Here is a 14,873-nt window from a genome sequence, read left to right as displayed (position 1 = left end):
GGGAGATCGCATCCTGTCGCCACGAGGGAGTGGATGCGACCATCTGCGACCGGTCGCCCGGGACGGGGAGCACGCGGGGTCCGCCGGAGAATCTCCGCGGGGCGGGCGTGCGAGAAGTAGGCTGAGCACATCATGGAACCGTTCTGGACGTGGCTCGGCACTGTGCCCTGGTGGATCATCTTCCCGATCATGGGGGTGGCCGGTGGCGCTGCCAAGGCGTGGGAGCGCAATTCCAAGCGCCGTCACGAGCGTCGGCTCGAGACCCTGCGCATGAAGGCGCAGCTCAAGACCGCTGAGATCGAGGCCCGCGGACTCACGCAGCAGGCCAAGCGGCGCGGCCCCTCGATCATCGACACCACGGCATCCGTCGCCCCGAACGACCTGCTCGTGCGCCTGTTCGCCGAGCACGATGAGATCACCGCGCACTGGCTCGACTACGAGCTCGACGTCGCGAAACTGATCGCCTTCCCGGCCATGAGCGACGGTCGTCAACCGCTGACCGCCGCGTTCCTGCGGGCCAAGAAGAAGGCGGATGCTCTGCGCCCGCCCTCGGCCGAGGCGAAGGTCAGCGAACAGCAGGTCGGCGAATACCTGCAGGCCGTCGGCGACTACGCCGTGGCGTTCGAGATCGCCGAGAGGGATGCGCGGCGCCTGCGAGACTCGACGTTCACCGAGCCCGAGCGCAAAAGGCTCGACCGCGCACAGCAACTGCTGAAGGTCGCGGTCGATGAGTCGGCGACGCAGGCCGAACGCAACATCGCGTACAAGCGCGTGCGCGAGGAGCTCGACGGCCTCATCCTGCTGAGCGACGACGCCGTGACCGTGCTCGAGAAGCAGGTCGCGCGCGAGCTGCCGGCACAGGCCGCAGCACCGGCATCCGTCGCTCCCGAGCCGGAGCCCGAGCCGGAGCGGATGCGGTTGCCTCTGCGCGACGAGACCGCCTGACCGCGATGATCACTCGATTCGAAGAGCTCGACTTCCAGGAGACGCCGATCGGCGACCTGATGCTGCGTCGGCGCATGGAGCCGTCGGTGGGGCAGGAGGTCTACGAGGTCAAGCTCGGCGAGGAATTCCTGATGTCGAGCCTGTTCACCGTGGCCGAGGAGGAGCTCTCCCGACTGGGACTCGCCGCGGTCTCCGGTGATGGCCTCGCCGTGCTGGTCGGCGGTCTCGGGCTCGGGTACACGGCCGTCACGGCATTGCGCGACGAACGCGTGGGCTCGCTCACGGTCGTCGATCGACTCGGAGCGGTGATCGGATGGCATCAGCGCAAGCTGCTTCCGGTCTCGGCGGAGCTCGTCGACGACGAACGCACGCGACTCGTCGAGGACGACTTCTTCGCCCTCATGCGTGCAGAGCCCGCCGAAGGGCAGCCTGCGTACACGGCGATCCTCCTCGACGTGGATCACTCCCCGCGGCACCAGCTCGACCCGACGCACGCCGATCTGTACACCGTGGACGGGCTCCGCGCCCTCGATCGGCATCTGACCGACGACGGCGCATTCGCCCTGTGGTCGGACGATCCGCCCGACGAGGACTTCATGACGACGTTGCGCGCGGTCTTCGACGATGCGGTGGCCCACGTGGTCGACTTCGCGAACGCGGTGACCGGGGGAACGTCGTCGAACACGGTCTATGTCGCCCGCAGCCGCGGCGCGGGCGGCCCCGCCGCCTGACCGCGGTCACTCGTGCTCCGGCAGGATCGGCGACGACCACCCCGGATCGCGCCCCAGCTGCGCCGCTCGCGACACCGAGGTCGTGCCGTAGCGCTCGCGCAGCGTATCGAGCACGGTGTCGAGGCGCGCCTCGTCGCCCCAATCGATCGGCAGCTCCGGCTGCACCCGATCGGCATGCTCGAGCTGCGACAATGACAGGCCGATCAGGGTGATGCCGCGCGCGGCGATCTCGGGCTGCGCGGCGGTGAGCAGAGCACGAGCCACCGTGAGCAGGATGGCGGTGCGGTCGGTGGGCCCTCGCAGTGTGCGCGAGCGCGTGGCCCTCGAGAAGTCGCCGAAGCGCAGGCGCAGCACGACGCAACGGCACGCGCGATCGCCGTCGCGGAGCCGTCGCGCGAGCCGATCGACGATCTGGGTGAGGATGAGGTCGAGTTCCTCGGGAGCCCGCGGACGCGAGCCGAGTGCGCGCTGCGAGCCGATGGATCCGCGTCGCCGGGTGGTGTCGACCGGCCGCGGATCCCGTAGCCGGGCCAGGGCGTGCACGTGCGCTCCCACTGCTTTTCCCAGCATCCGTTCCGCCGTCGCGGCCTCGAGCTCGGCGAGCTGTCCGACCGTTCGCACGCCGTAGCGGTGCAGCTTCTCGGCCGTCACCGCACCCACGCCCCACAGCCGCTCGACCGGAAGCGGAAGCAGGAACTGCTCCTCGCGCTCGGGCTCGACGAGCAGCAACCCATCGGGCTTGCTCACGGCGCTCGCGACCTTGGCGAGGAACTTGGTGCGCGCGATCCCGACCGAGATCGCCAGCCCGACCTCGGTTCGCACGCGTTCGCGCAGATGCGCGGCGATCTGCTCCGGCGTGCCGGCGATCCGTCGCAGACCACCGACCTCGAGGAACGCCTCATCGATCGAGAGCCCTTCGACGAGCGGGGTGGTGTCGCGGAAGATCGCGAACACGTCTTTGCTCGCGGCGGAGTAGGCCTCCATGCGCGGCGGGACGACGACCGCATCCGGGCAGAGGTCAAGCGCCTGTCTGCCACCCATGGCTGTGCGCACTCCGCGCGCCTTCGCCTCGTAGCTCGCGGCGAGCACGACCCCGCCGCCCACGATCACCGGCCGACCGCGGAGTTCGGGCGCGTCACGCTGCTCGACCGACGCGTAGAACGCGTCGAGGTCGGCGTGCAGCACCGTCGCTTCCCCGCGCATCGTGTTCCCCTGTCTCCCGCCCCGTGCGGATCGTCGCACGGACCCACGACATCGGCGTCGCTATCGGGTCGCACAAACGGCGATGTCGGCGGCCACACGTATGGTCGGCGCGTGCCTGAGCCGGTGATGCAGTGGTGGGCGCGACGGCAGTTCTCCCGCGGTCGCGCCGTCCCGTATGCGGTGGGCACGTATCGCGCCGGGTGGGCGGCGTATCCCGAGCTGGTGCGGCAGTACCATCCGGAGTTGAATCAGGGCATCGTCCTGTCGCAGATCCCTCTCGCGGCCGACGTGCTGCTGTGCTGGGAGTGCCCGGTCGGACACGTCTTCGCGGCCACTCCGACCGAGCAGCGCGAGCGCCCCGGCCCGGTGCGGCGACGCTCGGCGTGGTGTCCGGACTGCTCCTCGCTCGCCCGGCCGCAGCCGGTCGTGCTGGGCGAGGCTCGCCCCGTTGCCCGCGCGCCGCGTCGCCCCGCACCCGCGCTCTGCACGAAGACCCCCGATCTGCCCACCGGCACCGCGTTCGTGAGCACATGCGCGCCGCGCCCCGCATCCGCCGCAGAGGGGCGACTCCGCGCCGGCCTCACCGCACGGATCGAGTTCGACGCCGCGATCAACGCGGTGAAGGTGTCACGGCCGTTCTTCCGCCACACGGAGGTCTGGCCCGACATCGTGTTCCCCGAGCTGCGGGTCGCGATCGAGTACGACACTGTCGGACGTCACGGCCTTGAGCACGTGGGCAAGCGACAGGATGCCGATCTGCGGAAGGACCGAGCGCTTCGTGCCGCGGGGTGGGAGGTCATCCGCATCCGCACCGGCACGCTCGAACCGCTGGGCCCGCACGACCTGGTGCTGTCTTCGGTCGGCGCGTCGGGGATCGCCCGCATCATCGACGAGCTGCGCACGATCCGGGGTGCCCTCCTCGTCGACGCGTACCTGCGGTGACGGGCGTGGGTGGGTCGGGTGAGCGAAGGGCCGATCATCCGACCAGGTCGACGACGTCCATGCCGACGAGGCGGATCCGGTGCGATTCGAGCGCACTCATCCGCGGAAGGGCTCGAACGGAGAAACTGCGCGATGGCCGGAGCAACGGGCGCAGCATCCCGCGCACCAGCCCGAGTGTCAGGCAAGCGTCGTACCAGCACAGCGCCTGCCGGAGCGTGGCTCGCTGCGCCCAGGAATGGAAGAGGAGCCAGGCCAGGAATGCGAACGGGATCAGGAGCCACAGCACGCAGCCCCGGAGGATGAGGAACAGGATCGCACCCAGACCGCTGAGGAGTCGCAAAAACGCCCTCCCTCTGCCGTCACCACCGTCGACACCGCAGGCGCGGCTTCATACCCGATCATGCCAGAGCCGCGCGGCGCCCGACGGCGCCCGATGTCGCGAGCCACGACACGATCTGCCCTAGCATCGAACGAGCAGGGATCGACGGGTAACGGATGCACAGCCACTCGCCCCCCGGCATCCACTCCGACCTCGACGGACGGCAGCTCATGACGCGGAAGACGATCATCATCACCGGCGCCTCCGATGGCATCGGCGCTGCGGCCGCTCGGCAACTCGCCCCCGAGGGACACCGGCTGATCCTCGTCGGCCGCTCCGCGGAGAAGACCAGAGCCGTCGCCGCCGAGACCGGAGCGATGCACTTCACCGCTGACTTCGCACGACTCGACGACGTGCGGCAGCTCGCCGCACAGATCTCCACCGAAGTGGGCGACGACGGCATCGATGTGCTCGCCAACAACGCGGGCGGCATCTTCGGCGACCGGACCCCCACGGTCGACGGGTTCGAGAAGACGCTTCAGGTGAACCACCTGGCTCCTTTCCTGCTCACGAACCTGCTGCTGCCCCAGCTGCTGCGGTCGGGAGCCGCCGTCATCAACACCTCGAGCGTCGCCCACCGCCTGTTCGGACACCTCGACATCGACGACCTCGACAACCGCACGAAGTACAGCGCCAACAAGGCCTATGGCGACGCGAAACTCGCGAACGTGCTGTTCACGAAGAGCCTGCACACCAGGTTCCACGCCGAGGGACTGCGCGCGGTCGCCTTCCACCCCGGAACCGTGAGCACGAACTTCGCCTCGGAGTCGTCCAGCATCATGCGGCTCGTGTACCGCACCCCGTTGAAGCGACTGCTGCTCATCAGCGCGGAGCAGGGCGGCGGCACCCTGCGCTGGTTCATCGACGGCACCCCGGATGAGACCTGGTTCTCGGGCGCCTACTACGACGAGCGCGTGCTGAGCAACCGCGTGAACCCGCAGACAGACGACGCCGCCCTCGCCGAGGCACTGTGGCAGCGCAGCGCCGAACTCGTCGGCATCCCTCCGCGCTGACCGGCACAGACGCTGCGGGGCTCGGCTGGTGCCGAGTGCACGGGTTCCTGCCGAGTGCACGGGTTCTGCGCGTCAGCATCCCGTGCACTCGCCCGCATGTCGTGCACTCGTGGGACCACGGTTCCGGCAGCGACGGCGCGAACCCCCAGGAACGGGGAGTAAGCTCGCCCCTTGGGTCGATCGACCCCAGGAGCGTCCGAAAGGCGGTGATGGCGATGTCCGACGATAGTATCGACGCCGCCACCGCTGCGTCGCGACTCCCTGCGCTCGCGCGTTGAGCATCCGCTCCGCGATCGCACGTCCTTCTCCGCAGCCGTCGGCGGCGTCATCCGCCCCCTGACGAATTCTGCGCACACAGCCTGATGCTGTCGTGTGCGCGCGCGAGAACGGAGCCGATCATGGCCCTCATCGACAACGGCGTGTACGTCCACGGACGTCGCGTGGAGACCCTCAAGAACCTGGATGACACCTCCCGCACCCTCAGTGCGATCGGCGGAATCGCGTGGATCGGCCTGTACCGACCCAGCCCGCAGGAGGTCGATTCGGTCGCGCGGGAGTTCGACCTGCATCCCCTCGCGGTCGAGGACGCACTCTCCGGACACCAGCGGTCGAAGGTCGAGCGCTACGGCGACACCCTGTTCGCGGTGCTGCGCCCCGCCCGCTACCGCGACGAGCAGGAGTCGATCGAGTTCGGCGAGCTGCACCTCTTCGTCGGCCCCGACTTCGTCGTCACGATCCGGCACGCGGAATCGCCGAACCTCTCGGCTGTGCGGCAGCGCATGGAGGCCCACCCCGAGCTGCTCGCGATGGGTCCCGAAGCCGTGCTCTACGCGATCCTCGATGAGGTCGTCGACGGATACGAGCCGATCGTGACCGGGCTGCTGAACGACATCGACGAGATCGAGGATCAGCTCTTCGGCGACAGCGACGACGATGCCCTCTCCCGGCGCATCTACGAGCTCTCGCGCGAGGTCATCAACTTCCAGCGGGCGGTGCACCCGCTCACGGGGATGCTGGAATGGCTGCGCCGCGGATCCGACAAGTACCGCATCGACGAGGAGCTGCAGCGCTCGCTGCGCGACGTGCTCGACCACACGATCCGGGTGAACGAGCGCGTCGACTCGTTCCGCGCGATCCTCGAGAACGCGCTCACCGTGCAGTCCGCCCTCGTCGCGCGGCGGCAGTCGGAGGCGAGCCTCGCCCAGAACGACGAGATCAAGAAGATCTCCTCGTGGGCGGCGATCATCTTCGCCCCGACGCTGGTCGGCACCGTCTACGGCATGAACTTCGACGTGATGCCGGAGCTGCACTGGGCCGCGGGCTACCCTCTCGCGCTCGGAGGTATGGCCGCGTTCGCGATCGGCCTCTACGGCGTCTTCAAGTTCAAGAAGTGGCTGTGATCGGTCGGATGCCGGGGGCGATCACTCGTCGTCGGGCCCGCTGATGTGGTCGAGGAGGTCATCGAGCGTGTCGAACTCGGTGGCCCCCTCACGATCTCTGACCTCGATGCCGGAGACCTCGAGGTCTTCGTCGAGCTGCACCAGGATGCGCGAGTCGGGGAACTGACGCGGGGCATCGAAGGCGAGCAACAGGGCGTCGGCGAACACGACGACGGAGGTCGCCTCGAGATCATCGCGCAGGTCGACCTGCTCGATCACGGGCTCGTCGTCGACCGCATCCTCGATGTCGAGAGCCACCTCATCGACAACCGCACGCCACCGCGACTCGCTGATCGAGAGGATGCGGGAGATCGACTCCACGAGCTCGTCGGTGTCGATGTCGTCGTCATCGCCGTCCTCCAGCTCGGGATCGACGTTCACCGTCACGGTGGATCCGGCCGCATCGATGCTCGCGCGCCCGTAGACCAGACCGTTCTCGGCGACCGGTTCGTCGAGGAGTCCGCTGTCGACGATGCGGGCGAGGAGGGCGTCGAGCACAGGCGAGGTCATGAGACCAGTCTTTCGCATCCGGGGCGCGAACGGGGCGGCGGATAGGCTCGTCCTCGTGCCGAACGACTCTTCCCCCACCGCCGCTGCCGACCTCCGCCGTCTCGCCGATGCCCTCGCCAGCGACGAGCCACTGAACTGGGTCATCACCGGCGACTCGATCACGCACGGCCTCGTGCACACGCAGGGTGGGCGCAGCTACCCCGAGCATCTGCACGAGATCATCCGCGAGGAGCTCGGGCGGGTGCGCGACATCGTCGTCAACTCGGCCATCAGCGGCCACCGCATCGTCGACATCCTGGGCGACTGGGAGCGCCGCGTCTCGTCGTGGCGGCCGGATGTCGTGACGCTCATGATCGGTACCAACGACATGTCGACCGGCGGCGTGTGGGCGGTCATCTCGCCGGACGAGTACGCGGCGTCGCTGAACGAGTTCGTGTCGCGAGTGCGCGATCTCGGCGCGGTCCCGGTGCTGCAGACCCCGCCGTCCGTCGATGCCGCGAACGCTCCCGAGCGCGCCCGGATCGAGGAGTTCGCCGCTGCCGTGCGCACTGTCGCGGCGCACGACGACGTGATCCTGGTCGATCAGCTCGCCCGCTTCACCGAGCTCGGCGGAGGCGGCATCCCCTGGGGGCTGATGAACGACCCGTTCCACCCGAATGCGACCGGCCACGCGGCCCTCGCCCTGGAACTCGCCCGCATTCTCGGGCTGCAGCCGGAGGCCTCGCGCACCCTCGCCCTGCTCGAGGGGCAGGTCGCGGCTGCCCGCGCGTGACCGGTTGACCCGCCAGACGCGTTCATAACTCCGGAGAAACGTGACCCTGTCGGGGACGTGCGCCCGGAATCACGCGGACGGCCCCACCGGCCGAGCGCGTTCTTGAGGAGTTATGAACGCGCGACTCCGCGACTCCGCGCACCGCGCCCCGGCCCCGCGCCCTACCCGTGCGCGGCGATCCCGCTCGCGATCACCTCGATCACGCAGGCCGCAGCCCCGCGCGCCCAGTCGTCGAACACGTGCGGACGCAGCACGATCGTGCAGTCGCTCGCGGCGCCGAACGCGTGCTCGGCGAACGTCGCACGCAGTCGGTCCTCGTACAGTCCGTACTCGGTCACGTTCTCGCCGGCGATGACGACGAGCTCGGGTCCGGTGAGGTTCACCAGCGCGGCGAGCGCCGAACCGATCACCCCACCCGCGCGCTCGAAGGCCACTCGCGCGACCGGGTCGTCTTCGTGCGCGAGCGCGAAGGCATCGTCGACGGTGAGCGAGGAGTCGTCGTGACCGGCGCGGATCTCGTTCAGGATCGCGGCGGTGGAGGCGACTGCCTCGACGCATCCGCGGCGGCCGCAGCTGCAGACGGCATCCACGGGGCCGAGCGGGAGGTGGCCGATCTCGCCGGCGACGCCGTGCGCCCCCTGCACGACCCTGCCGTTGAGGTAGAGCCCGCAGCCGATGCCCGTGCCGATCGTGACGACGGCGAAGGAGTCGGCGTCGCGTCCGAAGCCGAACAGCAGCTCGGTGGTGGCGAGCGCGCGCACGTCGTTCTCGAGGATCGTGGGCACCCCGATCGACTCCTCCAGGATGCGGGCGAGCGGCACGCCGCGCCATCCGAGCAGCGGCGAGTCGCGCACGATGCCGCCGTCACGGTCCACGTCGCCCGACACGGCCACGCCGATGCCGTCGACCGGTGTGGGCGAGGCCGCGCGGAGGATGTCGACCACGGCATGCACGGCCTCGACGACATGCTCGACCGCCGAGCTCGCGTTGACCGCATCGGTGCGAGCGAGCACGGTCGCGCCGAGGTCGGTCAGCACGCCGTACGTGCGCTCGGCGGTGACCTTGATCCCGATGATGTGGGCTCGTCCCCGCGCGACCGCGAGTGGGCTGACCGGTCGGCCGATCGACGGTGCCGCGCGCAGCTCGTCGGCCTCGACCACGAACCCGGCGCCGATCAGCGGGGTCACGGCCTTCGTCACCGCCGCCTGCGAGAGCCCGGTGGCGCGGGAGATGTCGACGCGGCCCAGGGGCCCGTGCGTGAGGATGCGACGGAAGACCGCCACGGATGCGGGCGAGGTCACCGGTATGCGATTCACAACGTCAGCCTTTCAGACCGCTGGAGGCGATGCCCGCAAAGAACTGCCGTTGCAGGGCGATGAAGATCACGACGAGCGGCAGGGATGCGATGAACGATCCTGCCATCAGCGTGGGGTAGTCGGTGCCGTACTGTCCCTGGAGGTTCGCGAGGCCGACCGGGAGTGTCATGGTGTCGGGCGAAGAGGTGACGATGAGCGGCCAGAGCAGATCGTTCCACGAGTACAGCGAGGTGAGCACGGCCAGCGCCGCGACGGTCGGGCCCACCATCGGCAGCATCACGCGCCAGAAGATCTGGAACGCGTTCGCCCCGTCGAGCCGTGCCGCCTCTTCGTAGTCGGCGGGCAGAGCGAGGAACGCCTGCCGCAGCAGGAACGTGCCGAACGCCGAGAAGATGCCGGGGATCGCGATCGCCGGCACCGTGTTGAGCAGCCCGAAGGTCTTCATCAGGTCGAACTGGGCGATCAGGAACAGCTGACTGGGCGCCATGAGCATGACGAGGAACAGCAGGAACAGCGCGTCACGACCGGGGAAACGGAAACGCGCGAATCCGTAGGCGGCCAGCGTGCAGATCACCAGCTGCCCCGCCACGCGCAGCAGCAGCGAGAGCACGGACACGCCCAGCATGCTGCCGAAGGGCACCGTCGCGAAGAAACGCTCGAAGGCACCGAAGTCGAGGATCTCGGGGAACAGCACCGGCGGCACGGCACGGGACTCCGACACCGACTTGAACGCCGTCAGCAGCTGCCACACGAACGGCAGCACCATCAGCGAGGCGCACATGATGAGCACGAGGTGCAGGGACCACTGCGAGCGGCGGCGACGACGGCCGGCCGGCCGCGCCGCAGGGGCTCCGCTCCGAGCGAGGGGAGCGACCAGGGTGGCGATCTCAGCCATAGAACACCGCCTTTCGCTGCAGCCGGAACTGCAGCGCCGTCACGAGCATGATGACCAGCAGCAACACGATCGCGATCGCCGCCCCGTAGCCGCGGTCGAACCGCAGGAAGGTCTGCTGGAAGAAGTAGTAGACGATCGTCTGGGATGCCGTCTCCGCCTGGGATCCGCGTACGAGCATCACGTAGATGAGGTCGAACATCTGGAGGGACGAGATCACCGACAGCACCGACACGAAGAAGATGCTGGGCGAGAGCAGCGGAAGGGTCACGGCGAAGAACTGGCGGATGGGCCCGGCCCCGTCGAGCGAGGACGCCTCGAGCAGCTCGGGCGGAACGCCCTGCAGGCCGGCTCCGAGGATGATGATGCTGGTTCCCAGGCTCATCCAGATGCCCACGATCGCGACGGCGAAGATCGCGACGCTCGGGTCGGCGACCCAGCTCGGGCCGTCGACGCCCACGAGGCTGAGAGCTTGATTGAGCAGCCCGAACTCTCCGTTGAAGATGTACCGCCAGACCATCCCCACCGCGACGGGCAGGGTGACGATCGGCAGGAAGAAGAGCACACGGTAGATGTTCTTGCCGCGACGCACCGCATGGATCAGGCTGGCGAGCACGATGCTGATCGGGATGCCGATGAGCACGATCGCGGTGTAGACGGCGCTGTTGCCGAGCGCCGACCAGAACTGCGGGTCCGCGACCAGTCGGGCATAGTTGTCGATGCCGGTGAAGGTCTCGCCCCCGAAGGGCTTGGTCTTGGTGAAGCTGAGGTAGATCGTGGTCAGCAGCGGCACGATGTACAGCGCGAGCAGGCCGACCAGTGCGGGCGCGATGAAGGCCAGCCCCGGGGCGTTGCGCCGGAGCCGGCTGCGGGTGCGGGTGGTGCGGGCGGAGCGCTCTGCAGCGCCCCGCCCGGTCGTGGGAGTGCTCATTCTTCCTTCGCGAGCGCGTCGTTCATTGCGGCGGCGAGCTTGTCGGCGACCGTCTTGACGCTGTCGGTGCCGTTCCACGCGGCGGGGAGGTACTCGTCTTCGAGCGCGTTCCACGCCGCGGTGTCCGCGGACACCGGGTACACGACACCGTAGGGCACCTCATCGATGAACGCCTGCAGGTTCAGCTCGGGCATCGAGTCGACCCACGCCTGCTGCGTACCTTCGTACGCGGGGATCACGGCTCCCGTGTCGGCCTGGATCTCGGCCGCTTCCTTGCCTCCGAGGAACAGCAGGAACTTCTTCAGCTCCTCCGGGTGCTTGGTGCCGGCGAACCCGACGTTCTGGATGCCGTTGATCACCGTCGCACGCTCGGCGCCCTGGGGCAGCACGGTGACGTCGATCTTCGCGCGCAGGTCGGCGTTCTCGTAGAAGCGCTGCGCGTAGAACGAGCCACCGTAGTACATGGCCACGGTGCCGTTCTCGAACTGGGCGACCGCCTCGGTGTCGGCGAACTGCTCGAGCGTCGGCGACGAGCCGTCGGCGACGAGGTCGGTCCAGAACTGGATGCCCTCCTGGGTCTTCGGGTCGTCGTACCCCGAGGCGCCGTCTTCGATGATGTGCCCTCCGGCCTGGGCGACCGTGTTGTAGAAGCCCTCCTGACGGTTCAGCGGAGCGGCGATCCCGTACACGCCGGCGTCGGCGTCGGTCAGTGCTGCGGACGCTGTCTTGACGTCGTCCCAGGTCCAGTCCGCGGTCGGGTAGTCGACCCCGGCGGCGTCGAAGAGCTCCTTGTTGTACCAGAGCCCGATCGTGTCGAAGTCCTTCGGGAGGCCGTACAGCTCGTCGTCCAGCGTGAACAGGTCGACCAGCGCTTCAGGGTAGACGCCGAGATCGACGCCGGCATCCTCGATCGCATCGCTCAACGGGAGCAGCTGGTCGTTCGCGGCGTAGACCTGGAACCGGTCGCCCAGCATCCAGAAGGCATCGGGGGCCGTGCCGCCCTGCGCGCCCACCTGCAGCTTGGTCCAGAAGTCGTTCCACGGGTTGACCTGCAGGTCGACGGTGATGCCGGGGTTCTCCTTCTCGAACGCGTCGATCAGGGCCTGCATCGTCTCGTCCTGGCTCCAGACCCCGTACGTCAGGGTCACGTCGCCGCCTTCGGCGTCACCGCCCGTCGTGGCGCCGGAGGAGCATCCGGCGAGCAGGGCGATGGCAGCGAGAGCCGCCACACCGGAGGCTGTGGTCGATCTGCGCATGTGTTCTTCTCCTCTAGGTCAGCCTGGCGTCTCTGCCAGGTCGTCAATCAGCGAGTCGCAGCGTGAGCCAGTCGACGTGCGTCTCTTCGGCCGCACCGGGGGAGGTGCGGAGTTCCAGGGTCGTGATGCCGTCGACGTCGATCTCGAAGGGTGTCGGGACGCTCCCGCCGGTGAGGGCGAAGCGTGCCACCACCTCGCCGTCGAGCACGATCTCGGCGTGCGCGTCGGCCGCCGGAGTCTCGTCGTCGACGGCCACCGATCCGGTCAGATGCCGCGGAGCACCGGGGATCGCGAACACGACCGACGATGACTGCGCGACACCGAGCCCGTCGGCGAACACCTCGCCGCGCACCGTGAGCGCGGCGCCGTCACGGGGATCGCCCCCACCGTTCGCGAGACCGCGCTCGACCGGACCGATCGCGTTGCTCGTCGACAGGAAGGCCGCGTCCGACAGGTCATGCGGTTCGCCGGCCAGCGGAGCGACGATCCGCACGTGAGAGACCACCGGCACCCCGTCGTGGCCGGGCTTCTCCAAGGTCGCGACCACGAGCGTGCCCGGAGCGACCGGCACCGTGGGGGCGGCCGACCAGGTGCGCTCGCTCACACGGGACGCCTCCCATCCGAGCGGAAGGCGGATGCTCTCGGCATCGGTGTCGATGATGACGCGGTCGCCGGTGAGCATGAGCAGCTCGTCGGCGCGGGTCGGCGCGGGCAGGGGGGTTCGGGCGGAGGCACGATGCACCTCTGCGCCGGCGGGCACGACGATCGCGACGAAGCCGCCCCGAGGGGCGAGCACGACATCGATCAGGCCCGCGGCATCCTGCAGGCGGTCCTCGACCAGGCCCCCCTCGCCGTCGCGGATGATCCAGACCTCGGCGGGGCCGTCGACCAACGCGCTCGGGTCGAATGAGACCGTGGCGCCACCGGGCTCCGCGCCGATGCAGCCGACGAACCAGCGGTCGCCGTGCCTCCGCGCGAGGGTCGCGTGCGTGTCTGGGTGCCCGTCGAGCAGCCGCACCTCGTGCCACGTCGGCGCCAGGTCAGCGAGGAACCGGGCGGCGAGCGGCCGCGTGCGGTACTGGTCGGGGTCATCCGCGAAGTGCGTGATCCCGCTCTCGTAGACGATGCCGAGCGCCAGTTCGTGGGCGTCGCTCGTCTCGCGCTCCGGAGCGCTGAAGGTGACGGGGGTGTAGTCCATCGACCCCACGACATTGCGCGTGAACGGCTGGATCACGTTGTGCGCCGCCGTGAGCGGGGTGCCGTAGAAGACGTAGTACTCCGCGCCGCGGATGCCCTCGTAGCTCACGACGTGCGGGTGGGTGCGCGCCCAGCCCCGCGGGATCACCGATCCGTGGAAGTTGACCGCGAGTCCGACTCGTGCCGATTCCTCGATGATCGCGTCGTACCAGCGGTAGCGCTCCTGCGCCTCCGACTCCATGAAGTCGACCTTGATGCCCGCGACGCCCCACGAACGCCAGAGCGCCAGCTTGCGCAGGCTCTCCTCGCCGTCGAGGTCACTCCACGAGCTCCACAGATGCACCTGGATGCCGTGGACGCTGGCATACGAGACCAGTTCCGGCACCCACGCCGCGTCCCATCCGCAGTCGACGAGCACGTGCTCCCAGCCCTGCTCGGCAGCGAAGTCGGTGAATCGCTTCTGCACGTCGAGGTACGCACCGGAGTACTGGCTCGACCACCATGACCATGCGGCGCGGCCGGGGCGGGCGACGAAGGCCTCGGAAGCCGCGGCCGGAGCGAGCTCGTCGACGAGGGTCGATGCGACGACCTCGGCCAGGGAGCCCGCGATGCCCACCCGCCAGGGGGTGAGGTGTGCGCCCTCGACCTCGATCAGGGCGTCAGCCGGCACGATCCGGAAGTGCTCGCCGTCGTATGCAGCATGTGCGCCCGAGGTGCGACCATTGATGTCCGCCTCGGAGATCAAGAGGAATCGGCCGGGCGAGACCTCGAGCAGCAGCGGGAACCCGTAGTCTCCGGAGGCGAGGCCGTCGAGGTCGGCGCCGTAGCGCGGCGTCTCGTACCAGGTCTGGTAATCGAGCACCCAGGCGCGCGACTCGGCGGCGACGATGACGCGGGTGTGCTCGGCACCCAGCCCACGGGCGTCGGCGGGAAGCCGATAGCGGAAGGCGAAGCCATCGGACGAGACGCGGATGACGACCGCCCACTCCCGCTCACCGGTGCGCAGCACGACTGTGGTCTCGATGTGCGTCCCGCTCTGTGCGCCGGTCGCCTTGCCGAACGCGGCCGTCCATTCCTCGCGCACCTCGCGCTCGGTCGACGTGACGATCCGGGCGCCCGCACCGAGGTCTGCGCCATCGACCTCGAGGCCGAGCGGCATCGTCGCGAGCATCTCGCCGGCGACGTCCCACACGAGCGTCGGGCGCTCAGCGGTGGCGGTGAGGACGGCACGGCGCTCGCCGTGGATGACGTCCACGACGGTCTCGGATAGGGCATGGGTCACGGGAAGGACTCCGTTGTCGATCGGGTTCGAGTTGCGGTCTTCGATGAGAATACGCATCATTAATT

At 69.1% G+C, this 14,873-nt stretch carries 14 protein-coding genes; 6 read left to right on the top strand and 8 right to left on the bottom strand.

What is annotated here, in order from left to right:
• The first annotated feature begins 132 nt into the window (after nt 1-132).
• Both P0Y60_02625 and P0Y60_02620 read left to right on the top strand, forming a co-directional pair.
• Nucleotides 133-945 (top strand): hypothetical protein, encoded by an 813-nt coding sequence (locus P0Y60_02625; GenBank protein WEK61676.1) that lies wholly within the window; start codon nt 133-135, stop codon nt 943-945.
• Between the two features lie 5 nt (nt 946-950).
• Entirely contained in the window at nt 951-1,676 is a 726-nt protein-coding gene (locus tag P0Y60_02620) for a spermidine synthase (protein WEK61675.1), read from the top strand.
• A gap of 6 nt (nt 1,677-1,682) precedes the next feature.
• Here P0Y60_02620 and dinB read toward each other — a convergent pair whose 3' ends face one another.
• On the bottom strand, nt 1,683-2,879 hold the full coding sequence (gene dinB, locus P0Y60_02615; protein ID WEK61674.1) for a DNA polymerase IV: 1,197 nt from the start codon (nt 2,877-2,879) through the stop codon (nt 1,683-1,685).
• Nucleotides 2,880-3,005: 126 nt separating this feature from the next.
• On the opposite strand from dinB, the gene P0Y60_02610 reads away from it, so the two are divergent.
• Nucleotides 3,006-3,821, top strand: a complete 816-nt coding sequence (locus P0Y60_02610; protein ID WEK62846.1) for a hypothetical protein — start codon at nt 3,006-3,008, stop codon at nt 3,819-3,821.
• A 34-nt stretch (nt 3,822-3,855) separates the two neighbouring features.
• Here P0Y60_02610 and P0Y60_02605 read toward each other — a convergent pair whose 3' ends face one another.
• Nucleotides 3,856-4,161 carry a hypothetical protein gene (locus P0Y60_02605; GenBank protein ID WEK61673.1) on the bottom strand — a complete coding sequence of 102 codons (306 nt, stop codon included), beginning with the start codon at nt 4,159-4,161 and terminating at the stop codon, nt 3,856-3,858.
• A 209-nt stretch (nt 4,162-4,370) separates the two neighbouring features.
• Between P0Y60_02605 and P0Y60_02600 the strand changes: the two genes are divergently transcribed.
• Both P0Y60_02600 and P0Y60_02595 read left to right on the top strand, forming a co-directional pair.
• The gene (locus P0Y60_02600) at nt 4,371-5,213 is read left to right on the top strand and encodes an SDR family NAD(P)-dependent oxidoreductase (protein WEK62845.1); all 843 of its coding nucleotides are present in this window, start codon (nt 4,371-4,373) and stop codon (nt 5,211-5,213) included.
• A gap of 398 nt (nt 5,214-5,611) precedes the next feature.
• Complete coding sequence (locus P0Y60_02595; GenBank protein WEK61672.1) at nt 5,612-6,613, top strand: magnesium and cobalt transport protein CorA; 1,002 nt, start codon at nt 5,612-5,614, stop codon at nt 6,611-6,613.
• Nucleotides 6,614-6,634: 21 nt separating this feature from the next.
• Here the strand turns inward: P0Y60_02595 and P0Y60_02590 are convergent, their stop codons facing one another.
• Nucleotides 6,635-7,162 (bottom strand): cytochrome C5, encoded by a 528-nt coding sequence (locus P0Y60_02590; protein ID WEK61671.1) that lies wholly within the window; start codon nt 7,160-7,162, stop codon nt 6,635-6,637.
• Nucleotides 7,163-7,217: 55 nt separating this feature from the next.
• On the opposite strand from P0Y60_02590, the gene P0Y60_02585 reads away from it, so the two are divergent.
• On the top strand, nt 7,218-7,934 hold the full coding sequence (locus P0Y60_02585; GenBank protein WEK61670.1) for an SGNH/GDSL hydrolase family protein: 717 nt from the start codon (nt 7,218-7,220) through the stop codon (nt 7,932-7,934).
• A 161-nt stretch (nt 7,935-8,095) separates the two neighbouring features.
• Here P0Y60_02585 and P0Y60_02580 read toward each other — a convergent pair whose 3' ends face one another.
• Genes P0Y60_02580 through P0Y60_02560 form a run of 5 tightly spaced genes read right to left on the bottom strand, consistent with a single transcriptional unit; the run spans nt 8,096 to nt 14,865 of the window.
• Nucleotides 8,096-9,250 (bottom strand): ROK family transcriptional regulator, encoded by a 1,155-nt coding sequence (locus P0Y60_02580; GenBank protein ID WEK61669.1) that lies wholly within the window; start codon nt 9,248-9,250, stop codon nt 8,096-8,098.
• 4 nt (nt 9,251-9,254) lie between these two features.
• Nucleotides 9,255-10,145, bottom strand: a complete 891-nt coding sequence (locus P0Y60_02575; protein WEK61668.1) for a carbohydrate ABC transporter permease — start codon at nt 10,143-10,145, stop codon at nt 9,255-9,257.
• Entirely contained in the window at nt 10,138-11,073 is a 936-nt protein-coding gene (locus P0Y60_02570; protein WEK61667.1) for a sugar ABC transporter permease, read from the bottom strand. The genes P0Y60_02575 and P0Y60_02570 overlap by 8 nt, the downstream gene beginning before the upstream one ends.
• The gene (locus P0Y60_02565; protein WEK61666.1) at nt 11,070-12,329 is read right to left on the bottom strand and encodes a sugar ABC transporter substrate-binding protein; all 1,260 of its coding nucleotides are present in this window, start codon (nt 12,327-12,329) and stop codon (nt 11,070-11,072) included. Before P0Y60_02565 ends, P0Y60_02570 begins: the two co-directional genes overlap by 4 nt.
• A gap of 43 nt (nt 12,330-12,372) precedes the next feature.
• The gene (locus P0Y60_02560; protein WEK61665.1) at nt 12,373-14,865 is read right to left on the bottom strand and encodes a glycoside hydrolase family 97 catalytic domain-containing protein; all 2,493 of its coding nucleotides are present in this window, start codon (nt 14,863-14,865) and stop codon (nt 12,373-12,375) included.
• Nucleotides 14,866-14,873 lie beyond the last annotated feature (8 nt).

This window comes from Candidatus Microbacterium colombiense (genome assembly GCA_029203165.1).
GTDB classification, from domain to species: Bacteria; Actinomycetota; Actinomycetes; order Actinomycetales; family Microbacteriaceae; genus Microbacterium; species Microbacterium colombiense.
This window is presented reverse-complemented; position numbering and strand designations above follow the sequence as displayed.